Origin of the sequence: Acidovorax radicis N35 (genome assembly GCF_000204195.1) — a bacterium.
Taxonomy (GTDB): domain Bacteria; phylum Pseudomonadota; class Gammaproteobacteria; order Burkholderiales; family Burkholderiaceae_C; genus Acidovorax; species Acidovorax radicis.
Genome location: NZ_AFBG01000018.1, coordinates 67,844 through 93,140, shown reverse-complemented (window position 1 = coordinate 93,140; position 25,297 = coordinate 67,844). Strand labels below are relative to the sequence as shown.

The window sequence follows — 25,297 nt, the reverse complement described above, 5'->3', positions numbered from 1 at the left end:
ATCGCAAGCGATGCCTTTGTATGCACAGGGGTGTTCTTACAGGGCCTTGACCAGCTCTGGCACCGCCGTGAACAGGTCGGCTTCCAGGCCATAGTCGGCCACGCTGAAGATCGGGGCTTCGGGATCCTTGTTGATCGCCACGATCACCTTGGAGTCCTTCATGCCGGCCAAATGCTGGATCGCGCCCGAGATACCCGCTGCGATGTACAGCTGGGGCGCCACGATCTTGCCGGTCTGGCCCACTTGCCAGTCGTTGGGGGCGTAGCCGGCGTCCACTGCTGCGCGGCTGGCGCCCAGGGCGGCACCCAGCTTGTCGGCCAGCGGAGTCATGATTTCGTCGAACTTTTCCTTGCTGCCCAGCGCCCGGCCACCCGAGACAATGATCTTGGCGGCGGTCAGTTCGGGGCGGTCGCTCTTGGCGATTTCGCTGCCCACGAAGGTGCTCTTGCCTGCATCAGCGGTAGCGGCAGCGGTTTCGACGGCGGCAGAGCCACCGGTGGCGGCTGCGGCGTCAAAGCCGGTGGTGCGCACGGTGATGATCTTCACGCTATCGGCGCTTTGCACCGTGGCGATGGCATTGCCAGCGTAGATGGGGCGCTCGAAGGTGTCGGCAGCAATCACCTTGGTGATGTCGCTGATCTGAGCCACGTCGAGCTTGGCCGCCACGCGGGGGGCGATGTTCTTGCCGCTGGCCGTGGCAGGAAAGAGGATGTGGCTGTAGCTGGAAGCAATGGCCAGCACTTGTGCCGCCACGTTTTCGGCCAGGCCGTGTTCGAGGCCAGGCGCGTCTGCATGGATGACCTTGGCAACGCCAGCGATCTGGCCCGCGGCGGCTGCGGCAGCGCCCGCGTTGTGGCCGGCCACCAGCACATGCACGTCGCCACCACAGGCCACGGCAGCCGTCACGGTGTTGAGGGTTGCGCCCTTGATGGAGGCGTTGTCGTGTTCAGCAATAACGAGTACCGACATTTAGATCACCTTCGCTTCGTTCTTGAGTTTCTCGACCAGGGCGGCCACGTCGGCCACCTTGACGCCCGCGCCGCGCTTGGCGGGCTCGGTGACTTTGAGGGTCTTGAGGCGGGGAGCCACATCCACGCCGAGGTCTTCGGGCTTGAAGGTGTCCAGCTGCTTCTTCTTGGCCTTCATGATGTTGGGCAAGGTGACGTAGCGGGGCTCGTTCAAGCGCAAGTCGGTGGTAATGACCGCAGGCAGGGTCAAGGCCAGGGTTTCCAGGCCGCCGTCCACTTCGCGGGTCACGTTGACCTTGTCGGCCGACAGTTCCACCTTGTTGGCAAACGTTGCCTGGGGCAGGTCGGCCAGGGCCGCCAGCATCTGGCCGGTCTGGTTGGCGTCGTCATCAATGGCTTGCTTGCCCAGGATCACAAGGCCGGGCTGCTCCTTGTCCACCAGGGCCTTCAGGATCTTGGCCACGGCGAGAGGCTGCAACTCGACGTCGGTTTCCACCAGGATGGCGCGGTCGGCGCCAATGGCCATGGCGGTGCGCAGGGTTTCCTGGCACTGGGCCACGCCACACGAGACAGCGATGACTTCGGTCACCAGGCCTTTTTCTTTCAGGCGCACGGCCTCTTCGACGGCGATTTCGTCAAAGGGGTTCATGCTCATCTTCACGTTGGCGATGTCCACACCCGTGTTGTCCGACTTGACTCGGACTTTCACGTTGTAGTCCACCACGCGCTTGACAGGGACCAAGACCTTCATTGCTGCGGCTCCTAGAGTTGGTTGAATTGACGTTTACGTAAACTAGAACATTCTATGCCGCACTGCAACGAAAGCGCTACGGGGCCAGGACACAGACCACACAATCAAAAAAAACGAACGATCGTGCTTTTTGTGGATTATAGGCGAGTGAGCACCGCATCTGTCTAGAGTTTGCTGTCGCCTGGGGCACCCGGCGGGAGCATGGCAAGGGGCGATACGGCTTACTCTGTGCCGGATGCCGCCCGGCCCACAGCCGCGCCCTGCATCGCGGCGGGAAACGGCCCTTCGACCTGCACATGCATGACCCGCTGCGGGTACGGGATATCGATCTTGTGGGTGCGCAGCGCACTCAGGATGGCACGGTTGATCTCCGAACGCAGGCCCAGCGAGCCGTTCTCGGGATCGGCAATCCAGAAACCCACGGTGAACTCCAGCCCGTCGGCACCAAACGCCGACAAGGCCACACTGGGGGCCGGATCGCGCAGCACGCGGCTGCTGGCAAGGGCTGCCTCGCCCAGCAGGCGGATGACCAGATCCACATCACTTTCATAGCCCACGCTCACCACGGTGGACAGCCACACCCGGGGGTCTGCCAGCGACAGGTTCTCCACCCGCTGGATGATCAGCATCTCGTTGGGCACGATGGACTCGCGCCCCGTGGACGAGCGCACCACGGTGTAGCGCGCGTTGATGTCGGTGATGCGCCCCTCGAAGTTGTCCACCCGCACGTTGTCGCCAATGCGCATGCTGCGCTCGGCCAGAATCACAAAGCCGCTCACGTAGTTGGACGCCAGCTTCTGCAGGCCAAAGCCAATGCCCACGCCCACGGCACCACCCAGCACCGACAGCGCGGTCAGGTCAATGCCCACGGCCGACAGGGCCATGATGAGCCCGACAAAAATCAGCAGCGCCCGCACGGCATTGCTCACCGCCTTGCGCAGTGAAAGCTCGGCCCCGGTGGCAGAGCGCAGCAGGCGCGACTCGATGGCTGCAGAAATCCACAGCGCGATCAGCAACACGGCAGCAGCCGTCAGTGCCCCTTCGATCATGGTGCGCACCGACAGGGTGGCGCCCCCTACCTTCTAGTGGATCTGGTCCAGCTCATCGAGCACCAGCGGCAACAACCCCGTGACCCAAAGCACCATGCCCAGCCAGGCCAGCCAGGAGATAGAGCGCTCGATGGGCCGCACCCAGGCAGCCTCCGGGTATGCCACCTGCAACACCTTCACCCCGATGCGGATGACCACCAGGGACACCAGCACCGGCACGGCAACCTTGAACACGGCCAGCGGAATCCATTGCAGCAGCACGGTTCGCGCCACATAGGCGAGGCTCAGCAGCGCGAGTGGAAACAGTGCGCCATCGACAATCCGCGCGCCGAACAGGATGGAGCGCGGGTCACCCCGGTGCAGTCCACGCTGCAGCAGCGACACCAGCAACCAGGCCAGCCCCAGGCAGGCGGCCAGGGCGGCCAATTCCACCAGCACCGTGGGCCGAAGGAACGCTTCGGCCCAGCGGCCCACATCTTCGAGCATGGAAATTTCTGTCGTCGCCATGGCTCTCAGCGCTTCCAGGTGGGCTGGCGCTTTTCGGCGAAGGCACGCGCGCCCTCCTGCGCGGCGTCGTCCATCATGTTGGTGGCCATGGCCTGGCCTGCCAACTGGTAGGCCGCGTCCATGCCCAGCTCACGCTGCTGGTACACCAGCGCCTTGCCCATGGCCACGGCCACACGGGGCTTTTGCAGGATGGACTCCACCAGCTTTTCGACCTCGGCATCCAGCGCGTCGGCGGGCACCACACGGTTCACCAGGCCCTGCGCCAGCGCGGTGGGCGCATCGATGAAATCGCCGGTGAGCAACATTTCCATCGCCCGCTTGGCGGGCACATTGCGCACGAGCGGCACGCTCGGCGTTGCGCAGAACAGGCCGTAGTGGATGCCACTGGTGGCAAAACTCGCGCTGTCGACCGCCACGGCCAGGTCGCACTGCGCCACCAGCTGGCAGCCCGCCGCCGTCGCCATGCCTTGCACGCGCGCGATCACGGGCACGGGCAACTTGTGGATGGTCAGCATCATGCGGCTGCATTGCGCAAACAGCTTTTGGTAGTACGCCAGCTCCGGGTTCGCCGCCATGTCCTTGAGGTTGTGCCCCGCACAGAAGGCCTTGCCCGCTGCGGCCAGCACCACCACGCGCACAGATTCGTCGCGGCCCGTGTCGTCCAGCGCCTGTTGCAAGGCTGTCAGCATTTCAGAGCCCAACGCATTGAAGCGTGCAGGGTCGTTCAAAGTGAGGGTGACCACACCGCGCGTATCACGGGTGATCAGCAGCAGCTCGTCAGAATTTGGAATCGTCATGTTGTTTCTCCTGTGCACAGCAATGCGAGGGGCGTTTGAAACAGGCGCGCATGAGGCCAGTGCCACCGTGGAGCTGGCTCCGCTAGGCCACGGGTGGCGTCCCCTTCAGGGGGAAGACGCCGCAGGCGGCTCAGGGGGAGTCAAAGATCAGCCAGGACCCGCAAATGCGCCTCCACACTGCGTGCCAGCGGTCCCATCACATAGCCGCCCTCCAGGCACGACACGATGCGGCCTTGGGAATAGCGGCGCGCCACATCCTTCACGCGCTGGGTGATCCAGGCATAGTCCTGCTCGGTCAGGCCCAGCTGGCCCATGTCGTCCTCGCGGTGGCCGTCAAAGCCCGCACTCACAAAAATCATCTCGGGCTTGAAGGCCTCCAGCCGGGGCATCCACATCATCTCGATGATTTCGCGGATGTCCATGCCCCGTGTGTAGGCAGGCACGGGCACATTGACCATGTTGGGCGCGGGATCGTGGTCGCCGCTGTAGGGGTAGAACGGGTGCTGGAAGATGCTGACCATCAGCGCCCGGGGGTCGCCCGCCAGGATGTCCTCGGTGCCATTGCCGTGGTGCACATCAAAATCCACCACCGCCACGCGCTGCAGGTTGTAGCGCTGCAGCGCGTACTTGGCCGCCACGGCGACGTTGTTGAAGAAGCAGAACCCCATGGCCTTGTCGCGGCAGGCATGGTGGCCGGGGGGGCGCACCGAGCAGAACGCGTTTTCCACCTCGCCCGCCATCACCGCGTCGGTGGCGGCCAGCGCTGCCCCGGCGGCGCGCAGCGACGCCTTCCAGGTGTGGGCATTGATGGAGGTGTCGGTGTCGATCTGCGCGTAGTTGGGGCCACCGGCCATCAGCTCTTCATTGAGCCGGTCGGACATGCCGCGCAGTGCCGCGATGTGCATGCGGCCGTGGGCCAATTCAATATCCGCCAGCGAGGCCTCGGGGGCGTCATAGCGCTCCAAGGCATCGCCCACTCCGGTGATCAGCAAGCGGTCTTCAATCGCATCCAGCCGTTCGGGGCATTCGGGGTGACCCGGGCCCATCTCGTGCTTCCAACAATCCCGATGGGTGAAATAGCCCGTCTTGCTCACAGTCTTGTCCCCGCGTGTCGCATTTTTCTCGGTTTTTCGGATAACGTCGTGCCATGAACGCACAGCACAAAATCAAATCACTTCTGGATCAGCTTAACACGGTGATCGTGGGCAAACAGGCCCAGGTCCAGGACTGCGTGGCCTGCCTGCTGGCGGGTGGGCACCTGCTGATCGAAGACGTGCCGGGGGTGGGCAAGACCACCCTGGCCCACGCCCTTTCGCGCACGTTTGGCCTGCAGTTCTCGCGCGTGCAGTTCACCGCCGACCTGATGCCCAGCGACCTGACCGGCGTATCGGTGTACGAACGCGGCAAGGAGGCCTTCGTGTTCCACCCCGGCCCGGTGTTCGCCCAGGTGTTGCTGGCCGATGAAATCAACCGCGCCAGCCCCAAGACGCAGAGTGCGCTGCTGGAAGCCATGGAAGAAAAACAGGTATCGGTGGAAGGCGAAACACGCGCCCTGCCCCACCCGTTCTTCGTGATTGCCACCCAGAACCCCCACGACCAGCTGGGCACCTTTGCGCTGCCCGAATCGCAGCTGGACCGTTTTTTGATGCGCATCTCCATCGGCTACCCCGACCGCGCGGCCGAACGCGTGCTGCTGGCGGGCGCCGACCGGCGGGACATGGTGGACACCATGCTGCCCTTGTTGTCCGACGAGGAGCTGGCCGAGTTGCAGCGCCAGGTGCAGGCCATCCACACGGCCGACCCGCTGCTCAACTATGTGCAGGACCTGATTGCCGCCACGCGCTCGGGCCGGTGGTTTTTGCAGGGCCTGTCGCCCCGCGCGGGCATTGCGCTGGTGCGTGCGGCCAAGGCGCAGGCCCTCATCAGCGGGCGCGACTATGTGGCCCCCGACGACGTGCAGGCCGTGCTGCCCCAGACCATCGCCCACCGCCTGGTGCCCGTGGGCGACGCCGGGCGCGGCGCGGTGGAGCAAGTCCGAGCGATGGTCGAAGCGGTGCCCTTGCCCTGATCCATGGAATCCGCTGCCCCGCTCTCCCTGTCACCCACTGCCCGCTGGCGCAGCCTGGCTGCCCGGCTGAATCCCTTTGCGCCACTGCGCCGCCGCTTCCAGCGCTGGTGGCAGGCGCGGTTGCCGCTGAGCGACACGCTCGCGCTCACCCAGCGCAATGTCTACATCCTGCCCACGGGCTCGGGCTGGATGCTGGCATTGACGCTGATCGTGCTGCTGGTTGCGTCCATCAATTACCAGCTCAACCTGGGCTACCTGCTCACCTTTTTGCTGGCGGGCAGCGCCGTGGTGGGCATGCACATCTGCCACGCCAACCTGCGTGGCCTCACGCTGCACCTGAAGGCCCCCGAGCCGCACTTCATGGGCACCAGCACGGCGTTTGACATCCAGCTGTCCAGCGAACGCAAGACCCCGCGCTACGGCATTGCGCTGTCGGTGCACGGCACGGGCAAAGAGGCGCACCACTGGGCCTGGACCGACGTGCCTGCGCAGGGGCAGTCCAGCGTGCAGGTGGCCTTCAGGCCGCCGCGCCGGGGCCTGCACCGTGTGCCCACATTGACCGCCGAGACGCGCTTTCCGCTCGGCACCTTCCGCGTCTGGACCTACTGGCGCCCCGCCGCCCAGGTGCTGGTCTACCCTGCGCCCGAGACCCCCGCACCGCCCCTGCCCCCTGGCGAACCCCGCGCGGGCGGCACGGGCAACGCGCAATCCCAGGGCATTGGCGAATTCGACGGCGTGCGCGCCTACCGCCGGGGTGATCCGCTCAAGCTGGTGGTCTGGAAGAAGGCCGCCAAATCGCTGGGCACCGGCACGGACGACCTGGTGAGCCGCGACGCCCAGCAGGCCCAGCGGCACGAGCTGTGGCTGGACCTCGCCCGCGCGGCGCTGCCCGACCATGAAGCCCGCATCTCGCGCCTGACCGCCTGGGTGCTGCAGGCCGACCGGCTGGGGCTGGACTATGGCCTGCGCCTGCCGGGTGTGGAGATCGCCCCGCACACGGGGGCCGCACACCGAAGAAATTGCCTGGAAGCGCTGGCACTGTGCTGATTCTCTCGTCAAAATTCGCATCAAATTGGCACTTAGCGCTTACCAGCAATGCGTCAATAGCTATATTTTCAATAGCACACCAATCCCCACCAGCCGGGCGTGAACCTTTGCCATGAACCTGCGCCAGACCCTTGTTTCCCTGCCGCGCGACGCCCGCGACACGCTCTTTCTGCTGTTCGTGATCGTGTGGGTCATCGCGCCGCAGGTGTCCAACCTGCCAGTGTGGACCAGCCTGCTGGCCAGCGGCCTGCTGCTGTGGCGCGGCTGGCTGGCCTGGGTGGGGCGCCCGCTGCCCAGTCGCTGGACCGTGGCCGCCCTGCTGATAGTGGCGGTAGCGGGCACGCTGTTCACGCACCGCACCATCCTCGGGCGGGATGCGGGCGTTACCCTCATCGTCATGCTGCTCGCGCTCAAGATGCTGGAGCTGCGCGCGCGCCGCGACGCGATGGTGGTGTTCTTCCTGGGCTTCTTCACGATGCTCAGCAATTTCTTCTTCTCGCAGTCGCTGCTGACCGCCGCCGCCATGCTGGTGGCGCTGCTGGGCCTGCTCATGGCGCTGGTCAATGCCCACATGCCAGTGGGGCGCCCGCCCCTGGCGCAGACCTTCCGCATGGCGGGCGCCATGGCGCTGCTGGGGGCGCCCATCATGGTGGCGCTGTTCATGCTGTTTCCGCGCATGTCGCCGCTGTGGGGCATGCCCAGTGAGAACCTCACCGGGCGCAGCGGCCTGTCGGGCACCATGAAGATCGGCGAGATGGCCGAGATCGCGCTCGACGAACGCGTTGCGATCCGCCTGCGCTTCGAGGGCGCGGCTACCGACGTGCCGGAGCAATCAATGCTGTACTTTCGCGGCCCCGTCATGACGGCGTTCGATGGCCGGCAATGGCAGGCCGAGCCCTTCCGCGAAGACAGCGCCTGGGCCGCACGCGCGGCCCTGCCGGCCAACCTGCAGGTCAGCGGCCCCGCGGTGCGCTACGAAGTGACGCTTGAACCCCAGCGGCAACCCTGGCTGATGGTGTTGGAGGCGACGCCCGAGGCGCCACAGCTGCCCAATCAAATGCAGGCCTACATGACCCAGGACCTGCAGTGGATGACCACACGCCCCATTACCGAGGCGCTGCGCTACCAGGCCGTGAGCTACCCCGAGTACCGCCATGGCCCCCAGCAATCCGTTCGCCAGTTGCGGGTGTACACCGAGCTGCCGCCCGGCTTCAACCCCCGCACCCTGGCGCTGGCCGCGCAGATGCGTGCCGACCCCGCGCTGGCCAATGCCAGCACCGGCACGCTCGTCAATGCGGTGCTGGAGCGCCTGCGCACGGGCGGCTACAACTACTCCCTGGATCCAGGCGTTTTTGGCGAACACACCGCCGACGAATTCTGGTTTGACCGCAAGGAGGGCTTCTGCGAGCACATTGCCTCGGCCTTCGTGGTGCTGATGCGCGCCATGGATGTGCCCGCACGCATCGTCACGGGCTACCAGGGGGGTGAGCGCAACCCGGTGGATGGCTATTGGACCGTGCGCAATGCCGATGCCCATGCCTGGGCCGAAGTCTGGATGGAAGAGCGCGGCTGGGTGCGCGTGGACCCTACAGGCGCCGTCTCGCCGGGGCGCGTGGGCCAGTTCCAGCGCCTGCGTGCACCCCAAGGCGCGTTCGCCAGCGCCCTGGGCACCCTCAGCCCCGGCATGGTGCAGAACCTGCGGGCCGTGTGGGAAGCCGTCAACAATGGCTGGAACCAGTGGGTGCTCAATTACACCCAGAGCCGCCAGATGGACCTGCTCAAAGCGCTGGGGTTTGAATCTCCCAGCTGGCAGGACCTCACTACCGTGCTGGGCACCCTGGTCATCGCGGCTGCACTGGGCGGCATGGGCTGGAGCCTGTGGGAACGCAGCCAGCACGACCCCTGGCTGCGACTGCTGGCCCGCACGCGCCAACGCCTGGCGCGCGCCGGCCTGCTACTGCCAGAAACCCTGCCCCCGCGCGCAATGGCAGAACAGGTGCGTGCACAATTCGGGGCGCCGGCCGCTGAAGTAGCAGACTGGCTGCTGCGGCTGGAGCGACTGCGCTACGCCCCCCACCCCGACTCTGAACTGGGTGCCCTGCGGCGCGAGTTCCGCACCTTGCCCTGGCCAAAGAGATGAATCATCCCCCTGAGCGGCTTCGCCGGGAAGGGGGACGCCGCTGGCGCGACGGGGCTGCCCTTGCGCGGCGGCCCTGGCCTGGGTCGCGCCGGTTTCGAGGCGCAGGGACACAACAAAGTAACGAACACCCGAAATGACGAAGACAGCTCCATGGACCACGGTTGCTATATTTTTAATAGCATTTTTCGCAATACCAGTAAGCGCAAGCCCCCAAAAACCCTCTAAAACCGCCACCACAAAGCAAAAGCCAGCGGTGCTCTACGCATCGCGCACCGAGGCGCTGCAGTTTGCCGACGATCTGGCCGCACGCCGCGACCTGGACCGCGAGTGGGTGCGCCAGGCCATTGGACAGGCGCACTTCCTGCCACAGGTCCCACAGCTCATGCTGCCGCCGCCCAAAGGCACAGCCAAGAACTGGCGGGTGTACCGCAGCCGCTTCATCGACCCCATCCGCATCCGCGCCGGCCAGCGGTTCTGGCAGGAGAACCAGGCGACGCTGGAGCGGGCTGAGCGCGAGTACGGCGTGCCCGCCGAGATCATCGTCGGCATCATCGGCGTAGAGACCATCTACGGGCAGCAGATGGGCACCTTCCGTGTGATGGACGCGCTGGCCACGCTGGCGTTTGATTTCCCGTCAGCCCATCCGCGCGCCAAAGAGCGCACCGAATTTTTCCGCCGCGAGCTGGAGCAGTTCCTGAGCCTCACCAACCGCAGCAACACCGACCCGTTCGAGCCCCGCGGCAGCTACGCCGGTGCCATGGGCCTGGGGCAGTTCATGCCGTCCAGTTGGGTGCGCTATGCCATCGACTTCGATGGCGACGGCCGCGTGGATCTGTTCAAGAGCCCGGCCGACGCCATCGGCTCGGTGGCCAACTACTTTCGCGGCCACGGCTGGACGCCGGGCATGCCCACGCACTTCGGCGTGCAGTTCGACACCGCACGCCTGCAGCTCGATGACCTGATGGCCCCCGACATCCTGCCCACCTTCAGCGTGGCCAGCATGCAAGCCAAGGGCGCGGTGCTGGACGCTGCGGGCGCGCAGCACACCGGCCCCCTGGCCTTGATCGAACTGCAAAACGGCGGTGATGCCGCCAGCTACGTGGCAGGCACCGAAAACTTCTACGCCATCACCCGCTACAACTGGTCGAGCTACTACGCGATGGCCGTGATCGAGCTGGGCCGCGAAGTGTCGGCCGCACGCGCCGGGCAGTGACCGCCAGGGGCCCCGGGCCCCGGGCCCCGCATCAGCCGGTGACCAGCCGAGTTCCGGTGCAATGTACCGCGCGGTGTCGCTTAGGATCTGCGCATAGTCTTCGACGCTGAAGTCGTACGGCAGCTCCAGCCGCAGCGCCTGCACCCTGGGCACGATGGGGTCCTGGCGCAGGCTCTCCAGAATCTCGTCCGACGTGCCCACCAGGTCGCGCGCGAACAGCGTGCGGCGGTCGCCCTGCGGTCCCAAAGTGCGCGGCACCCTGAGCGCAGCCCAGGCACGGTAGCGGGCACGCGTGGCGGCGTCGGCACTGTCGAGCGGCACGATGACCCGGCCCAGCGCCACGCGCGGCGCGTACGGCGCCGACCAGTTCGCGTGGAACAGTTCGAGCTGGCTGCGCTGCGCCGCAAAGAAATCGTCGGTCTGCTCACCGCGGTTGAGGTTGCCGATCAGCAGGTGGTAGCCCTGCACGCCCGCCCACTGCGCAGACTTCAGCGACCCGCCGCCGTACCACAGGCGCTCCACCAGCCCTGCCGCATGCGGCTGCACCCGCGGGCGCTGGCGGCCTGCGGGCGACTCCACGAAAAATTCGTCGTCGCCGAAAAAATCACCGCGCAGGTTGCTGCGCAGCCGCTCCACCCGCGCGTGAGAAAAATCGATGGCCTGCGCATCGCCATCGAACAAGCGCCCACCCAGCAGCGGTCCGTATGGCGGCGCCCCCGCACTCAGCCCCACCTGCAGGCGCCCGCGCGACAGCACATCCACCGTGGCCAGGTCCTCGGCCAACCGAAAAGGGTTCTCATACCCCATCTGGATCACCGCCGTGCCCAACGCGATGCGCCGTGTGCGCTGCGTGGCGGCGGCCAGCAGCGTGGCCGCTGACGACACCGCCCGCTCCAAATGCCGCTGGCGCACCCACGCGCCCTGGTAGCCCAGGGCTTCCCCGTGCTCGAACAGCCGCAGCGTGTCTTCCAGCCCTTGCAGTGGGCTGTCCTCGGCATAGTTGCCAGGGGTCAGGAATGCGAGATGCGCGATGGCCATGGTCAAAACTTCGGCAGTCCTGGGGGATTGGTTTCGGACTTGGGCAAAGCCTCCTCCAGCAAACTCCAGCGCTGCAGCGCCTGCGTGTACTTGCCATTCTTGATGAGCCCGTTGGTCGCCAGCGTCAGCGCATCGGCCAGGCCCGAGCCCTTGCGCGTGGTGATGGCCACCTCGGACTTGAGCGGCCAGCCCGCGTTCACCGTGCCTACGAGCTTGATCTTGCCGTCCTTGGCCGCGTGGTAGGCCTGCGGCGCGTTGGGGTTGAAATTGGCGTCGGCCCGGCCCGACACCACGCCCAGCAGCCGCGCGGCGTCGTCGTCGAAGTACACGGGCTCCACGGGCTTGAGGCCTGCGGCGATGTTCTGCTTGTTCCACTCCAGCAGGATGCGCTCCTGGTTGGTGCCCGAGCCGGTGATGATCTTCAGCCCGGCAATGTCCTTGGGCTCCTTGATGGAGGTGATCTTGCTGTCGGCCCGTACGTAGAAGCCGTGCAGCCCCAGGCGGTAGGTGGAGAAGTCGTACTTCTCCTTGCGCAGCTCCGTCACGCCCACGTTGGAAATCACCGCGTCGTACTTGCCCGACGTGAGACCGAGCGGCCAGTCCGCCCAGGCAATCGGCAGCAGTTCGAGCTTGAGCCCGAGCGCGTCGGCAATCAGCTGCGCATAGTCCGGATCGAACCCCACCACCGTCTTGGCGTCGCTGGCATAGGTGGCGATGGGCGGCGCAAACGGCGCGATCGCCACGGTGAAGACGCCCTCCTTCACGAACTTGAAGCTCTTCGGAATGGCCTGCACGGCCGCCGCGTCTTTCTCGGCGCGGATGCGGCTTTTTTGCTCAGGGCTGAAATCAAACGCAGTGGCAGCACTGGCCACGGTCCACGCGCAGGACAGCGCGCACGCCGAGGCCAGGGCCACCACGCTGCGGCGCGATAGGGAATGGAGAGTCATGAACAGTCCTTGAAGGCCGCAGCCTTACTTCTTGGGCAGGCCGGGAGGGTTGGTGCGCGAGACCTGGATGGCCTCGGACTGCAGGTTCCAGCGCTCGAGCGCCTTGGCGTAGTTGCCGTTCTTGATCTGCGCGTTCAGCGCCGCCGTGATCGCGTCGGCAATGCCCGAGCCCTTGCGCGAGGTCACGGCAATCTCGGCCGCCTGCGGCCAGCCGCCCGAGAAGGTGCCCACCAGTTTCGTCTTGCCATCGCGCGCGTTGTGGGCGGCGATGCCGTTGGGTGCGAGGTACGCGTCGGCGCGGCCCGAAGCCAACGCCAGGTACAGCACCACATCGTCGTCGTAGTACTGGATGTCCACGGGCTTGAGGCCCGCGGCGATGTTCTGCTGGTTCCAGCGCAGCAGGATCTGCTCCTGGTTGGTGCTCGCGCCGACCACCACCTTCAGGCCCGCCACATCCTTGGGCTCCTTCACGGACGTGATCTTGCTGTCGGCCTTCACGTACACGCCCAGCTGGTCATTGCGGTAGGTGGAGAAGTCGAACTTCTCCTTGCGTTCTTCGGTCACGGTGACGTTGGAGATCACCACGTCGAACTTGCCCGACTGCAGGCCCAGCGGCCAGTCAGCCCAGGCGACGGACACCAGCTCCAGCTTGCGCCCCAGGCTGTCGGCCACCAGCTGCGCGATGTCCGGCGCGTTGCCCACGGGCGTCTTGTTGTCGGTGGCATAGGCGCCAAACGGCAGCCGGCCCGTGGTGGTGCCCACGGTGAGCACGCCGTCCTTGGCGAACTTGAAATCCTTGGCGACGAGCTTGATCGCCTCATCCACCTTCTGCGAACGCGGACGCGTGGGCTGCTCGGGACTCAGGTCGATGGCCTGCGCAGCCGCGTGGATGGGCGCCAGTGCGGCGATGGACGCAGCGGCCAGTGCCAGGGCTGCGAGGGTTCGGTTCACAAGGGTCATGGATCGGCTCCGTAGATGAAATGGATGGGTCAGGAAAACAGGCAAAGGAAGAAGCAAAAAATCGGGCAGATCACAGCGGCGCCCATGCCGCAGCCCGGCCTAGGCTACAGGCTGGCTGAAGCGTGAAGGCCGCTTCGGGTGGGGGAAAGTGAGGCAGGCGCTCAGAGCACCTTGGCCAGGAACTCCGCCGTGCGGGGGTGGTCGGGCTGGCCGAACACCTTGGCGGGGGTGCCGGTCTCCAGCACGCGGCCCTGCTCCATGAAGACCACCGTGTCGGCCACCTCACGGGCAAAGCCGATCTCGTGCGTCACGATGATGAGCGTGGTGCCGGTACGCGCCAGCTCCTTGATGACATCGAGCACCTCGCCCACCAGCTCGGGGTCCAGCGCAGAGGTGGGCTCGTCGAACAGCAGCACCTTGGGCTTGAGCGCCAGTGCCCGGGCAATCGCCACGCGCTGCTGCTGACCGCCGGAGAGCTGCCGCGGATAGCTGTGCGCCTTGTCGGACAGGCCCACGCGCGCCAGCAGCTCCAGCGCCAGGGCCTCGGCGTCTGCACGCGGCAGCTTGCGCACGGTGACCGGTGCTTCGACGATGTTCTCCAGCACCGTGAGGTGCGGGAACAGGTTGAAGTTCTGGAACACCATGCCCACGTCCACCCGGCGTTTGAGGATGTCCTTCTCGCCCAGCTCGAACAGGGTGTCCGCGTCCTGGCGGTAGCCGATCAGCTCGCCATCGATGGCGATGAAGCCATCGTCCACGCGCTCCAGGTGGTTGATGGTACGCAGCAAGGTCGACTTGCCCGAGCCCGACTGGCCCAGGATCACCGTGACGGCGCCGGGCTGCACGGTCAGGGTCACGTCCTTGAGCACGCGCAGGGCTCCGTAGCTCTTGGACACGCCGTGGATGGTGACCTCGCCACCGCGGTTGCGCTCGCCCGTCCAGCGCGGCACTTTGGCAACCGCGGGTTCAGGAGCAGGCACTGCTGCAGGTGCCGCGACTGCAGCATCTGCCTGGACAGCCACGCGCCGCGCAGGCCACAGGCGCTGCGCAATGCCGCTGAAGATCGACGGCGGCGGGCTGCGCAGCGCGCCCTTGGAAAAATGCCGCTCGATGTAGTACTGCAGCAGCGACAGCACCGTAAGGATCACCAGGTACCACACGGTGGCCACCATCAGCAGCGGGATCACCTCCAGGTTGCGGCGGTAGATGATCTGGATGGTGTAGAACAGCTCGGGCAGGGCCAGGATGTACACATTGGACGTGCCCTTGGCCAGCCCGATGATGTCGTTGAAGCCCGCGGGCAATATGGACCGCATCGCCTGCGGCAGCACGATGCGAAACGCCTGGCGGCGGCGCGGCAAACCCAGGGCGGCAGCGGCTTCCAACTGCCCCTGGTCCACCGACAAAATGCCGCCACGCACGATCTCCGATGCAAAGGCCGCCTGGTTCAGCGTGAGGCCGATCAGCGCCGCCACGAACGGGCTGATGAGCTGCGTGGTGGGGTATGAGAAGAACGTCCAGCCGGTGAAAGGCACGCCCAGGCTCACAGTCTCGTACAGGTAGCCCAGGTTGTTGATGATGAGCAGCAGCACGATGACCGGGATGGACCGGAAGATCCAGATGAAGGTCCACGACAGCCCCGCCAGCAGTGGCGAGCGCGACACGCGGGCCAGCGCCAGGGCCGTGCCCAGGGTGAAGCCGAACAGCGCCCCCAGTGCGGTCAGCAGCAGCGTGCGGCCCAGGCCCACCAGCACGGGCTCCGAGAAGAAATACTCGCCGAAGATGCTCCATCCCCAGCGCGGGTTGGTGAACACCGAATACAGCACCAGCGCGATGACCACGGCGGCAAACACCGTGCCGGCCGCCCGTGCCCGGTAGCGCGCGGGCACGACTTTGTAGTGTGAATAGTCGCCTTTCACCGGGGCAGGGACCGGGGAGGACGAGGGTGTGAGGGCAGGCGCGCCGGGCCCATGGCTATGGGCACCAGGGGGTGCGGCATGGCCGGGGCCCAGCGGCAGACCGGCAGCGGCGTCCAGGGTGGTGGAGGTGGACATGGTGGTGAGGTCTCGCAGGCTGTCGGGGTTCGTGGAAAAAAAGCAGGGGCAGGCGGGGCCGGTGTCCGTGGCGGCTTTCAGGCCGCTTGCGCCACGACCGCGGCGCGCCCCGCGCCCAGGGCGTGCGGTGTAGCGGGCGCCGTCGTCAACGTGGCGGGGGACTCCAGGCCGTCCACGGCGCGCAGAGTCTTCTCGAACGGCAGATGGCGGTACGTCTCGTGCGGCAGCGATGTGTCGAACAGCGCCGTGTACCCATGGCCCAGATACAGCCCGACGGCCTCGGGCTGGCGAAAGCCGGTGGTGAGGTACAGCCGCGCATAGCCCTGGCGCAGCGCCTGCGCTTCGAGCTCCCGCAGCACCTTGGCGGCGAGGCCCTGGCGGCGGTGGGCCGAATGCGTCCACACGCGCTTGAGCTCCGCCGTGTGCGCGTCGCTGTGGCGCTTGAAAGCGCCGCCGCCAATGGCCTGCCCGCCGCGCAGCAGCAGCACGAAGCTGCCGCCGTGCTCCGGCGTGAACAGCTCAGGCGGGTACTTCTCCATCTCGCGCTGCCCGCCCTCGCGGTCGTAGAACTCGCCGTAGCGCGACTCGTACTCGTGCGACAGCTCGTCGATGAGCGGGCGGGCCAGGGGATCGGCAGGCGAGGTGTAGATGAAGCTGTCACTCATGGGGAGGGCTTTCTCGTGAAAGGAATCTCAGTCCAGAAACCGCTCGGCCAGCCGCACCCAGTACGTGGCCGAGGGCGCCAGGATGGCGTCGTTGAAGTCGTAGTACGGGCTGTGCAGCGACGCCCCATCGCCATTGCCCACGAACACGTAGCTGCCAGGGCGCTTGAGCAGCATGAACGCGAAGTCCTCGCTGGCCGTGCGCGGGCGAAAGCCGGCGTCCACGCGGGCTGCGCCGAAGGTGTCGATGGCCACACTGCGTGCCAGCTCCGTCTCGGCCTCATGGTTCAGCACGGCCGGGTAGCCGGGCCTGTACAACACATCGGCCGTGGCACCAAAGCTCTCGGCCTGCGCTCGGGCGATGGCCGGAATGCGCTCTTGCAAGACTGCGCGCACCTCGGGCTTGAAGGCCCGTGCGGTGAGCTTCAGTTCCACACTCTCGGGCACCACGTTGGGCGCGTTGCCGCCATGGATGGAGCCCACCGTGACCACTCCCATGTCCAGCGGATCGACATTGCGGGAGACCACTGTCTGCAGCGCGGTGATGATGTGCGCGCTGGCCACCACCGGGTCCACCGTCTCGTGCGGCGCGGCGCCGTGGCCGCCCTTGCCGCGCACGGTGATGGTGATCTGGTCCACCGAGGCCATGGCAGGCCCCGTGACGCAACCAAAGTGCCCCTCGCCCGCGCAGGGCCAGTTGTGCAGGCCGAACACCGCGTCGCACGGAAAGCGCTCGAACAGGCCGTCGGCGATCATGTGCTGTGCACCGCCGCCGTTCTCCTCGGCGGGCTGGAAGATCAGATTCAGCGTGCCGTCGAAGCGGCCCGACTCGGCCAGGAAACGCGCGGCCGCGAGCAGCACCGTGGTGTGCCCGTCGTGTCCACAGGCGTGCATCACACCGGCGTTCTGGCTGGCATAGGGCAGGCCCGTGGCCTCGGTGATGGGCAGTGCATCCATGTCGGCACGGATGCCCAGGGTCTTGGTGCCCTGCCCTTTGCGCAGCGTGCCCACCAGGCCGGTGCCCGCGATGCCGGTGGTTACCGCGTAGCCCCAGGACGCCAGGCGCTCGGCCACAATGGCCGAGGTGCGGTGCTCCTGGAACGACAGCTCGGGGTGCTGGTGCAGGTCCCGGCGCAATGCCTGGAACTCGTGGATGAAGGCGGCAATGCCCTCTTCCACACTTTTCACCCGCTGCACGTCATGCGCCGAAGCCGCTGCTGGCAATGCTGCGCCCATCACGCGACCTTCTTCTCTGGCGCCGTGGCTGCGTCCGTACCGGCCTGCGCATACCGGCTGGCCTTGCGCGGCAGACCCAGATGGTCGCGTAGCGTGTGGCCCGGCAGCGTGCGCTGGTAGCGGCCCCGCGCCTCCAGCACCGGGATCACATGGGTGATGAAATCATCAAGCCCCTGCGACAGCACGGGGAAGCCCAGGATGAAGCCATCGGCCGCGCCCTCGTCCACCCAGCGGATGATCTCGTCGGCCACACGCTCGCCGGTGCCGACGAACTGCGAGCGCGGCGTGGCGGCCTCCAGCGCCACCTGGCGCAGGGTCAGGCCGTGAGCCTTGGCATCGGCCTTGATGCGGTCGGTGGTGGAGCGAAAACTGTTGCGCCCGATCTCGCCCAGGTCCGGAAAGGGCTCGTCCAGCGGGTACTGGCTGAAGTCGTGGTGGTCGAAGTAGCGGCCCAGGTAAGCCAGCGCTTCATCGACCGTGAGCAGCTCGCGGATGGCCTGGTACTTGGCGTCCGCCTCTTCCTGCGTGGCGCCCACCACGGGCCCGATGCCGGGGAAGATCTTCACATCGTCGGCCTGGCGGCCATGCACCACGGCGCTGGCCTTGACCTTGCGCAGAAAGCTGCGCGTTTCCTCCACCGACGGCGAGTGGGTGAACACCGCATCGGCGTACTTGCCTGCAAGGCCAATGCCCGCATCCGAAGAACCCGCCTGAAAGATCACCGACTGCCCCTGCGGCGACCGGCCGATATTGAGCGGCCCCGCCACCTGGAAGAAGCGGCCCTTGTGGTCCAGCGTGTGCAGCTTGGCCGGGTCGAAGAACTGGCCGGTGGCACGGTTGCGCACCACGGCGTCTTCGTCCCAGCTGTCCCACAGGCCTTGCGTCACCTGCAGGTATTCGTCGGCGATCTCGTAGCGCAGCGCATGGTCGGGGTGGCTGCGGCTGTAGTTGCTGGCCGTGCCCTCCAGCGGCGTGGTCACCACGTTCCAGCCGGCGCGCCCCTTGCTGATGAGGTCCAGCGACGCGAACTGCCGCGCCACCGTGAATGGCTCGCTGTACGAGGTGGAGATGGTGCCGGCCAGCCCGATTTTCGACGTCGCCACGGCCAGCGCCGACAGGATGGAGATGGGCTCGAAGCGATTCAAAAAATGCGGGATGGACTTCGCGTTGATGAACAGCCCGTCGGCCACGAAGGCGAAGGCGATGCCGTTGGCTTCGGCCTTTTTCGTGGTCTCGATGTAGAAGTCGAGGTTGACGCTCGCGTCCGCGGGGCCTGCGGGGTGCTTCCACGAATTCATGTGGCCGCCCGCGCCGTGCAGCATGACGCCGAAGCGGATGGGGGATGGGGTGTTGCTCATGGTGTCTGTTCCTGGGAAAAAGGAGGGGCGGCCGGCGGGTCAGGCCTCGGCGGTGGCATAGGCGCCCGCCAGCAGCTCGATCGAGGCCAGGCGCTCGGCAAAGCCTGTGACGGGCGTGTCGACCACGAACTCTTCGATGCCGTAGCGCTCGCTGAGCGCATCGAGCTGCTCGCGCACATGCTCGGGCGAGCCGGCGATCACATGGGGCCGGGTTTCTTCGAGCCGGTAGTCCGCCACGCCGGCCTGGCGCGCAAACTCCGCGGCGGCCTGGGCGCTGGGCAGGTTCACGCTCTGCCCGGTGGACAAATGCAGCTTGAAGACGCGCAATGCGCCCACCAGGCTGTCGGCCTGCGCTTGCGTGGGGGCCACGAGCGCATAGAGCGCCAGCGAGGGGGCCCGGCCCGCGGCCTCGTGGTACACGCGCACCGTGCGTTCGATGTTGACGGGGTCGCCGTTGAAATGGCCCGCGTACGTGAAGTGCCAGCCATGGCGCGCCGCCAACGCCGCGCTGTCGGGGCTGCCGCCGAGCAGGTGGCGCTCGGGCAGGCTGGGCGGTGCGGGGTAGGCCACAGCACCCGCCAGCGCGTGCTCAGGTTCCAGCGTGCCGTGCAGAAAGGCGTCCAGCTCCGCAAAGCGCGCGCCGAAGTCAGATGGCCTGGATTTATCGTGCAGCACCTGCAGCGCCCGCGTGGACAGCGGCAGGCCGCCGGGCGCCTTGCCCACGCCCAGGTCCACACGGCCGGGGGCCAGCGACGCGAGCACCTTGAACGCCTCGGCCACCTTGAACGGGCTGTAGTGCTGCAGCATCACACCGCCAGAGCCGATGCGGATGCGCGACGTACGCGCCAGCAGGTGCGCCGCCAGCACTTCCGGCGCCGAGCCGGCCAGGCCCGGGTTGCCATGGTGCTCGGCCACCCAGAAGCGGCGGTAGCCCAGTTGCTCGGCGCGCTGGGCCAGCGCTACGGTGCGCTGCAGCGCCTCGGCCGCCGTGGCCCCTTCGGGGATGGGACTTTTGTCGAGCAGAGAGAGGGCGTAGGACACGGTGGAGGCAGCGATTCGCGCATGGGTGATCAATGCGACAAATTCTGTGGCCCGACGGCCTGCACCGGTTGCGCTAACTTTTCATATCGATATGCGGCGCGCGCTGCGCCGCCTACCGCCCACGCCATGGGTCAGGGCCGCTGCATTGTGCAGCTGTGCGGCTGCTGGGCCTTGGCGGCGGAGATCTGCCGCACCACGCGAAAGCCGTAGCCCGAGCCTTCCACGTCGAACTTCACCCCGGGCGCGCCCTTCTTGTCCATCACACCCACCACCAGCGCCTGCTGAAACTGGTGGTCAGCCGCGCGCATGCTGCCGCCCTGGCCCGACAGCTGCACGGTGGCGCTCTCCATCTGCCGCGCCACAGCCACGGCGTCGGTACTGCCCGCGCGCTCGATGGACTGGGCCAGCGCCTCGACCATGAGCTGCATGCGCATGTGCACGTAATCGTCCTGCGGCTTGGGAAAGCGCGTGCGGAACGACTGGTAGAACGCCTCGCTCTGCGCGCCCGGCACGTTGGGCAGCCAGTCGGCCACGGCCACCACCTTGCCGATGCCGGCATCGCCGATGGCGGCGGGCGCACCCAGGGCGTTGCCGTAGAAAGTGTAGAAGCTGCCTTCGTAGCCCACTTCGCGTGCGGCCTTCACCAGCAGCGTGAGGTCGTTCCCCCAGTTGCCGGTGACCACGGCCTGCGCGCCGCTGGTCTTGATCTTCACCGCATAGGGCGCGAAGTCCTTCACGCGGCCGATGGGGTGCAGTTCGTCGCCCACCACGGCCACGTCGGGGCGCTGAGCGGCCAGTTGCTTCTTCGCCTCGCGCAGCACGGCCTGGCCGAAGCTGTAGTCCTGGCCGATGAGGTAGACGCTCTTCAAGGCCTTGTCTTCGCGCATCACTTCCATGAGCGCGGCCATGCGCATATCGGCATGCGCGTCGAAGCGAAAGTGCCAGAAGCTGCATTTCTCGTTGGTGAGGATGGGGTCCACCGCCGAGTAGTTCAAAAAGATCACGCGCTTGTTCGGCTCGCGCTCGTTGTGCTTGTTGATCGCCTCGATCAGCACGGCCGCCGTGGCCGACGAATTGCCCTGCAGGATGACCTGCGCGCCGTCGTCGATGGCCGCGCGCAGTGCCGACAAGGCTTCTTCGTTCTGGCCCTTGCTGTCGTAGCGCTCCAGCGCCAGCGGGCGGGGGCCGCCGCTGCTGGCGGGCAGCTGCACGCCACCGCGCGCATTCACACGCTCCATGGCCCAGTACACGTTGCGGTACACGGCCTCGCCGGTGTTGGCAAAGGCCCCCGACAGGCTTTCGATGAGGGCCACCTTGACCGGTTTGGCCTGCGTCTGGGCTGTGCCTGCAGTGACGCCTGGCGCGCCCTGGGCATGGCTGGCAGACAAAGGCATCAGAGCGCACACCAGCGCTGTGGCGGCCGCTAAAACCGGTTGACGTAATGCCGCTGTGGCTGTTTTCAAGCCCACGGAACGCAATTTATTCATGCCATTTTTCCCTTGAAAAGCAACCCGGCCGCACACAACTCCTTGGCATGCGGCGACCACGTCGAGAGCCGCGCAGTTTATAGGAGTTACCCATGATCTTCGCCCCCGTGATCCGCCGTGCCGCTTACGCCCAATCCCCCCGTTCTGCAGACCTCGCGCTGCAGCGTTTTCTGATGGGCGCACTGGCCGCACCTGCTGCTGCCACCTCTGCCGGCTGCACCGTGACCCAGGACGAAAAGACCACCACCTTGCAGCTGGATGTACCCGGCCTCGCCCGCGAGCAGCTGTCCATCAGCATCGAAGGCAACCAGGTTCGCCTGCAAAGCGTAGAAGGCGCGCCCCGCCAAGTGCAGCGCGCCTGGGAGCTGGCCACCGACATCGATGCCGCCAACAGCTCCGCCAAGCTGGAAAACGGCGTGCTGACCCTGACGCTGGCCCGCCTGGAGCCCGTGAGCCGGGCCACGTCGCTGAGCATTCAGTAAACGGCTGCGCTTGCACAGTCGCCCGCCCGCACAGGGCGGGCCGACAGCACCCCGCACGATGCTATTGATTCAATAGCTGGAAGCGCCCTTACCGCAAGCGGTAGGGGCGCTTTTTCTTATGAAACGACCTGCCGACAGGCCTGCGCAGCGGCCCGGGAGCGCGCTCAGTGTGGCAGTGCAGGAACCCGGGCCCGCGCACGGTACTCGCTGGGGCTGCAGCCCACATGGGTGCGGAACACGCGGCTGAAATGCGCGCTGTTCGAAAAGCCCCAGGACAGCGCGATGTCCGTCACTGACCGCTGCGCCTGCGCGCTGCTGCGCAGGTCGCGCAGGCAGGCCTCCAGCCGCCGCCGCTGGATCATGGCGGCCAGCGTTTCCTCGTCGTCGGCCACTGCGTTGTACAGGTGCCGCTTGCTGCAGTTGAGCGCCTGCGCCATGCGGTCGATGGTGAGTTCGGGGTCGCCCAGGTGGCGGTCGATGAACTGGCCGATGCGGTCGCGCAGGGCCTCGCGCTGCGACACGGCGCTGTGCTGGCCGTTGCGCTCCAGCAGCGACAGCTGCACCAGGTGCGTGATCACGTCGGCCACGCCGTCGGCAGCGGCGTCGGACATGCTGGGCAGCTCGGCGAACGCCGCGCGCATGGTGTCCCACGCCAGGCGCGACACGCCCGACGTGCCGGAGAAGCGCTGCACCATCAGGTCGTCGAGCTTGAGCTTGCGCTCGGGCAGTTGTTCCTTGGGGATCATCAGCACCATCTGGCGCACGGCCTCGGGGTTGCTCACGGCGTAGGCGCGCGTGGTGTCGTACACGCTCCACTCGCCGGGCGACAGCCACACCTGGCGGCCGTTCTGCTCGAAGCAGGCGCGCCCCTCGAGCTGCGCCACCACCTTGATGTAGGCCCGGTCGCTGCTGCGGATGAGGCTCGGGGTGCGCACCACACGGTGGCGGCTCACGTCGAGCTGGCACAGGTTCACGTAGCCCGCCTGGCCCGAGGTGATGTGGCCCGCGAAGGCCTCGTCGCCGAAGGCATCGGACTCCAGCCCGCCAATGAGGCGCCACACCGCATCGCCCCACAGGTGCAGGCGGTCGCGCGGTGGCACGGTGTCGGTCGATACCTCGGTCAGAGGGTGGGCCATGGGTGTCTCCAGTCGTCATGCAGACGGTGCCGCCTGTCTCAGCGGGATTATCGGCCGCGCCGCTATTCCTGCGGCGGGCACGGAAATCCGGGTAAACCCCCTGCGCCGTGCACGCTGGGACAAGGCTTTTGTGCACGCTCAGCGCAGCGTGCCAGGCGGCGTCTTCCTACGATCCGGGTACGGCCTGCACTGCGCGGGCCTCCCATCCGAGGAGACACACAATGACAACGCATTCACCGTCCCAACCCTCCAAGCGCCAATGGATCAAGGGGGCCGCCGCCACCGTGGGCGCGCTGGCCGTGGCGCCGCAGCTGCTCGCACAAGGCAGCGGCAGCGACCCCGTGCGCATCGGCTACGCGATTGCCCGCACGGGCCCCTGGGCCGCAGGTGCCCAGGTCAGCCAGGAGCCCAACTACCTGCTGTGGGCCGAACAGGTGAACGCGACGGGTGGCCTGAGCATCAAGGGCGCGAAACGCCCCATCGAGCTCATCGGCTACGACGACCGCAGCGAGACCGAGACCTGCGTGCGCACCTTCGAAAAGCTCATGGGCAGCGACAAGGTGGACCTGATCCTGCCGCCCTGGGGCTCGGGCGCCAACTTCGCCATCGCGCCGCTGGCCAACCGCTTCGGCTACCCGCTGCTGGCGCCCACAGCCCTGTCGCGAAAGCTGATCGACATGAACCTGCCCTACTTCTTCTCGCTGCTGCAGCAGCCCGACAAGATGATGGGCGCGCTGGTGGACATGCTGGTGGCCAACGGCGTGAGGTCGGTGGCCATCGTCTACATGGACGACCTGTTCGGCCTCGAGAACTTCGCGGCGCTGAACAGCGCGCTCAAGAAGACCAGCATCCAGGTGGTGGAGAGGAAGAGCTACCCGCTGGGCGTGAAGGACCTGGCGCCCGTGCTGCGCGGCATCAAGGACCTGAACCCCGATGCCTTCATCGGCATCACCTACCCGCCCGACACCATCCTGGCCAGCCGCCAAGCGCGCGAGGTGGGGCTGAACCCCAAGTTCTTCTACGCCTCGGTGGGCACGGCCTTCCAGTTGTACAAGAACGTGATGCAGGCCAACACCGAGGGCGTGATCGGCATGGGCTCGTGGAGCGTGAAGACCAGCCCCGAGGCCAAGGCCTACTTCGATGCCCACGTGAAGAAGTTCAACAAGGAGCCCGACCGCTGGGCCAGCGGCCATGCCTGGGCGGGCCTGCAGATACTGCAGCAGGCCGTGGAGAAGGTGGGCCTGGACCGCAAGGCGCTGCGCGAGCACATCGCCAAGAACGAGTTCAAGACCATCCTGGGCGGCATCCGCTTTGCGGGCAGCGAGAACGCGTCCATCCCCGGCACGGTGAGCCAGTGGCAGGGCAGCGACTTCGAGGTGGTGTGGCCCAAGGACCGCGCCACGGCGCAATTGAACACCAACAAGCCTGCCTGGAAGTAACACGGAATGTCCCTGACCTCCTGGGCCGAACTGGTCGCCAGTGGCCTCATTACCGGCGGCATCTATGCGCTGGTGGCCATGGGCCTGAATCTGCAGTACGGGCTGATGCGCATCATGAACATCTCGCATGGCGAGTTCCTGATGCTCGGCGCCTTCATCACCTGGTGGGCGCACACCGCCTGGGGCTGGTCGCCGCTGCTGCTGATGCCCATCGCCTTCATCGCGCTGTTCGTGCTGGGGGTGGCGGTGCATGCGCTGTGCTTCAAGCGCCTGGCGGCGCGCGCGCCGAACGTGGACGTGTTCGAGGCGCGCAGCCTGATGGTGGGCTTCGGCCTGATGTTCCTGGTGCAGAACACCGCCCTGCTGATCTGGGGCGGCGACCTGCGCGGCTACGAGTACCTGGCCGACCCGGTGCAGGTGGCGGGCATGCGCTTCACCGAGAACAAGCTGGTGCTGTTCGGCGTGGCGCTGGCGCTGTCGGCCGCGCTGATCGCGCTGCTCAAGCTCACCTTGCTGGGCAAGGCCGTGCGGGCGCTGATGCAGTCGCCCACGGGCGCGCAACTGGTGGGCATCAACACCCGGCGCCTGCACCCCATGATGTTCGGCATTGGCCTGGGCCTGTCGGGCGTGGCGGGGGCCCTGCTGTCGATGACCTACGAGATTTCCCCCTCGATGGGCGAGCCCTATACCGTGACGGCGCTGATCGTGATCACGCTGGGCGGCTTCGGCAGCCTGGCGGGCAGCCTGGCCGGCGGCCTGCTGCTGGGTGTGGTCGAGGCCCTGGGCATGCACTTCAGCAGCCCCTCTCTCAAGATGCTGCTGAGCTATGCGGTGTTCATCGGCGTGCTGATCTGGCGCCCCAACGGCCTCTTCTCAAAGAAATGAGACACCCCCTGAGCCGCTTCGCGTCTTCCCCC

20 protein-coding genes and 2 pseudogenes are annotated in these 25,297 nt (G+C 66.7%); 7 read left to right on the top strand and 15 right to left on the bottom strand.

Annotation, left to right across the window (positions count from 1 at the left end):
* Positions 1-36 precede the first annotated feature (36 nt).
* The 5 genes and pseudogenes from ARADN35_RS0105970 to ARADN35_RS0105950 all read right to left on the bottom strand — a co-directional run bounded on the left by ARADN35_RS0105970 (position 37) and on the right by ARADN35_RS0105950 (position 5,118).
* The gene (locus ARADN35_RS0105970; RefSeq protein WP_010460103.1) at positions 37-969 is read right to left on the bottom strand and encodes an electron transfer flavoprotein subunit alpha/FixB family protein; all 933 of its coding nucleotides are present in this window, start codon (positions 967-969) and stop codon (positions 37-39) included.
* Positions 970-1,719, bottom strand: a complete 750-nt coding sequence (locus tag ARADN35_RS0105965; protein WP_010460101.1) for an electron transfer flavoprotein subunit beta/FixA family protein — start codon at positions 1,717-1,719, stop codon at positions 970-972.
* Positions 1,720-1,940: 221 nt separating this feature from the next.
* Positions 1,941-3,275, bottom strand: a pseudogene (locus tag ARADN35_RS25965) (mechanosensitive ion channel family protein).
* 5 nt (positions 3,276-3,280) lie between these two features.
* Positions 3,281-4,072 carry an enoyl-CoA hydratase gene (locus ARADN35_RS0105955; protein ID WP_010460099.1) on the bottom strand — a complete coding sequence of 264 codons (792 nt, stop codon included), beginning with the start codon at positions 4,070-4,072 and terminating at the stop codon, positions 3,281-3,283.
* A gap of 140 nt (positions 4,073-4,212) precedes the next feature.
* Positions 4,213-5,118, bottom strand: a complete 906-nt coding sequence (locus ARADN35_RS0105950; RefSeq protein WP_050812458.1) for a histone deacetylase family protein — start codon at positions 5,116-5,118, stop codon at positions 4,213-4,215.
* A 101-nt stretch (positions 5,119-5,219) separates the two neighbouring features.
* Here ARADN35_RS0105950 and ARADN35_RS0105945 point away from each other — a divergent pair, with 101 nt between their 5' ends.
* From ARADN35_RS0105945 to mltB, 4 genes are all read left to right on the top strand, one after another.
* The gene (locus tag ARADN35_RS0105945; RefSeq protein WP_010460095.1) at positions 5,220-6,140 is read left to right on the top strand and encodes an AAA family ATPase; all 921 of its coding nucleotides are present in this window, start codon (positions 5,220-5,222) and stop codon (positions 6,138-6,140) included.
* Between the two features lie 3 nt (positions 6,141-6,143).
* Positions 6,144-7,187, top strand: a complete 1,044-nt coding sequence (locus ARADN35_RS0105940) for a DUF58 domain-containing protein (protein ID WP_010460093.1) — start codon at positions 6,144-6,146, stop codon at positions 7,185-7,187.
* Between the two features lie 112 nt (positions 7,188-7,299).
* Positions 7,300-9,327, top strand: a complete 2,028-nt coding sequence (locus ARADN35_RS0105935) for a transglutaminase TgpA family protein (RefSeq protein WP_010460091.1) — start codon at positions 7,300-7,302, stop codon at positions 9,325-9,327.
* Positions 9,328-9,580: 253 nt separating this feature from the next.
* Entirely contained in the window at positions 9,581-10,540 is a 960-nt protein-coding gene (gene mltB, locus ARADN35_RS0105930) for a lytic murein transglycosylase B (protein ID WP_010460088.1), read from the top strand.
* Positions 10,541-10,861: 321 nt separating this feature from the next.
* Here mltB and ARADN35_RS27220 read toward each other — a convergent pair.
* The 9 genes and pseudogenes from ARADN35_RS27220 to ARADN35_RS0105880 all read right to left on the bottom strand — a co-directional run.
* Positions 10,862-11,578 (bottom strand): annotated as a pseudogene (locus ARADN35_RS27220) (LLM class flavin-dependent oxidoreductase); the annotation flags it as partial.
* A gap of 2 nt (positions 11,579-11,580) precedes the next feature.
* The gene (locus tag ARADN35_RS0105920; RefSeq protein ID WP_010460083.1) at positions 11,581-12,525 is read right to left on the bottom strand and encodes an ABC transporter substrate-binding protein; all 945 of its coding nucleotides are present in this window, start codon (positions 12,523-12,525) and stop codon (positions 11,581-11,583) included.
* A gap of 24 nt (positions 12,526-12,549) precedes the next feature.
* Positions 12,550-13,485, bottom strand: a complete 936-nt coding sequence (locus ARADN35_RS0105915) for an ABC transporter substrate-binding protein (protein ID WP_010460082.1) — start codon at positions 13,483-13,485, stop codon at positions 12,550-12,552.
* A gap of 161 nt (positions 13,486-13,646) precedes the next feature.
* Complete coding sequence (locus tag ARADN35_RS28670) at positions 13,647-15,539, bottom strand: amino acid ABC transporter permease/ATP-binding protein (protein WP_010460078.1); 1,893 nt, start codon at positions 15,537-15,539, stop codon at positions 13,647-13,649.
* Positions 15,540-15,616: 77 nt separating this feature from the next.
* Positions 15,617-16,204 (bottom strand): GNAT family N-acetyltransferase, encoded by a 588-nt coding sequence (locus ARADN35_RS0105900; protein WP_010460076.1) that lies wholly within the window; start codon positions 16,202-16,204, stop codon positions 15,617-15,619.
* Positions 16,205-16,231: 27 nt separating this feature from the next.
* Positions 16,232-17,437 (bottom strand): M20 aminoacylase family protein, encoded by a 1,206-nt coding sequence (locus ARADN35_RS0105895; protein WP_010460074.1) that lies wholly within the window; start codon positions 17,435-17,437, stop codon positions 16,232-16,234.
* Positions 17,437-18,795: an LLM class flavin-dependent oxidoreductase gene (locus ARADN35_RS0105890; protein ID WP_010460072.1), complete on the bottom strand. Its 1,359-nt coding sequence runs from the start codon at positions 18,793-18,795 to the stop codon at positions 17,437-17,439. Before ARADN35_RS0105890 ends, ARADN35_RS0105895 begins: the two co-directional genes overlap by 1 nt.
* Positions 18,796-18,834: 39 nt before the next feature.
* Complete coding sequence (locus ARADN35_RS0105885) at positions 18,835-19,836, bottom strand: LLM class flavin-dependent oxidoreductase (RefSeq protein ID WP_029413456.1); 1,002 nt, start codon at positions 19,834-19,836, stop codon at positions 18,835-18,837.
* Positions 19,837-19,967: 131 nt separating this feature from the next.
* Positions 19,968-21,323: a branched-chain amino acid ABC transporter substrate-binding protein gene (locus ARADN35_RS0105880; RefSeq protein ID WP_029413452.1), complete on the bottom strand. Its 1,356-nt coding sequence runs from the start codon at positions 21,321-21,323 to the stop codon at positions 19,968-19,970.
* Positions 21,324-21,415: 92 nt separating this feature from the next.
* Between ARADN35_RS0105880 and ARADN35_RS0105875 the strand changes: the two genes are divergently transcribed.
* Positions 21,416-21,805, top strand: a complete 390-nt coding sequence (locus ARADN35_RS0105875) for an Hsp20/alpha crystallin family protein (RefSeq protein WP_010460066.1) — start codon at positions 21,416-21,418, stop codon at positions 21,803-21,805.
* A gap of 164 nt (positions 21,806-21,969) precedes the next feature.
* Here ARADN35_RS0105875 and ARADN35_RS0105870 read toward each other — a convergent pair whose 3' ends face one another.
* Complete coding sequence (locus tag ARADN35_RS0105870; RefSeq protein WP_010460065.1) at positions 21,970-22,941, bottom strand: AraC-like ligand-binding domain-containing protein; 972 nt, start codon at positions 22,939-22,941, stop codon at positions 21,970-21,972.
* 221 nt (positions 22,942-23,162) lie between these two features.
* On the opposite strand from ARADN35_RS0105870, the gene ARADN35_RS0105865 reads away from it, so the two are divergent.
* Entirely contained in the window at positions 23,163-24,380 is a 1,218-nt protein-coding gene (locus tag ARADN35_RS0105865; protein WP_010460062.1) for an amino acid ABC transporter substrate-binding protein, read from the top strand.
* Between the two features lie 6 nt (positions 24,381-24,386).
* A complete protein-coding gene (locus ARADN35_RS0105860) occupies positions 24,387-25,265 on the top strand; it encodes a branched-chain amino acid ABC transporter permease (RefSeq protein ID WP_007857639.1) in 879 nt (292 codons plus the stop codon).
* The last annotated feature ends 32 nt before the right edge of the window (positions 25,266-25,297 follow it).

What these genes read in the sequence shown, in the direction of transcription:
- ARADN35_RS0105895 (WP_010460074.1), bottom strand. Translation starts at nt 17,437, where the DNA reads ATGGGCGCAGCATTGCCAGCAGCGGCTTCGGCGCATGACGTGCAGCGG.
- ARADN35_RS0105955 (WP_010460099.1), bottom strand. Translation starts at nt 4,072, where the DNA reads ATGACGATTCCAAATTCTGACGAGCTGCTGCTGATCACCCGTGATACG.
- ARADN35_RS0105865 (WP_010460062.1), top strand. Translation starts at nt 23,163, where the DNA reads ATGACAACGCATTCACCGTCCCAACCCTCCAAGCGCCAATGGATCAAG.
- ARADN35_RS28670 (WP_010460078.1), bottom strand. Translation starts at nt 15,539, where the DNA reads ATGTCCACCTCCACCACCCTGGACGCCGCTGCCGGTCTGCCGCTGGGC.
- ARADN35_RS0105970 (WP_010460103.1), bottom strand. Translation starts at nt 969, where the DNA reads ATGTCGGTACTCGTTATTGCTGAACACGACAACGCCTCCATCAAGGGC.
- ARADN35_RS0105875 (WP_010460066.1), top strand. Translation starts at nt 21,416, where the DNA reads ATGATCTTCGCCCCCGTGATCCGCCGTGCCGCTTACGCCCAATCCCCC.
- ARADN35_RS0105900 (WP_010460076.1), bottom strand. Translation starts at nt 16,204, where the DNA reads ATGAGTGACAGCTTCATCTACACCTCGCCTGCCGATCCCCTGGCCCGC.
- ARADN35_RS0105965 (WP_010460101.1), bottom strand. Translation starts at nt 1,719, where the DNA reads ATGAAGGTCTTGGTCCCTGTCAAGCGCGTGGTGGACTACAACGTGAAA.
- ARADN35_RS0105860 (WP_007857639.1), top strand. Translation starts at nt 24,387, where the DNA reads ATGTCCCTGACCTCCTGGGCCGAACTGGTCGCCAGTGGCCTCATTACC.
- ARADN35_RS0105880 (WP_029413452.1), bottom strand. Translation starts at nt 21,323, where the DNA reads ATGAATAAATTGCGTTCCGTGGGCTTGAAAACAGCCACAGCGGCATTA.
- ARADN35_RS0105940 (WP_010460093.1), top strand. Translation starts at nt 6,144, where the DNA reads ATGGAATCCGCTGCCCCGCTCTCCCTGTCACCCACTGCCCGCTGGCGC.
- ARADN35_RS0105915 (WP_010460082.1), bottom strand. Translation starts at nt 13,485, where the DNA reads ATGACCCTTGTGAACCGAACCCTCGCAGCCCTGGCACTGGCCGCTGCG.
- ARADN35_RS0105945 (WP_010460095.1), top strand. Translation starts at nt 5,220, where the DNA reads ATGAACGCACAGCACAAAATCAAATCACTTCTGGATCAGCTTAACACG.
- ARADN35_RS0105950 (WP_050812458.1), bottom strand. Translation starts at nt 5,118, where the DNA reads ATGGGCCCGGGTCACCCCGAATGCCCCGAACGGCTGGATGCGATTGAA.
- ARADN35_RS0105870 (WP_010460065.1), bottom strand. Translation starts at nt 22,941, where the DNA reads ATGGCCCACCCTCTGACCGAGGTATCGACCGACACCGTGCCACCGCGC.
- ARADN35_RS0105935 (WP_010460091.1), top strand. Translation starts at nt 7,300, where the DNA reads ATGAACCTGCGCCAGACCCTTGTTTCCCTGCCGCGCGACGCCCGCGAC.
- ARADN35_RS0105920 (WP_010460083.1), bottom strand. Translation starts at nt 12,525, where the DNA reads ATGACTCTCCATTCCCTATCGCGCCGCAGCGTGGTGGCCCTGGCCTCG.
- ARADN35_RS0105890 (WP_010460072.1), bottom strand. Translation starts at nt 18,795, where the DNA reads ATGAGCAACACCCCATCCCCCATCCGCTTCGGCGTCATGCTGCACGGC.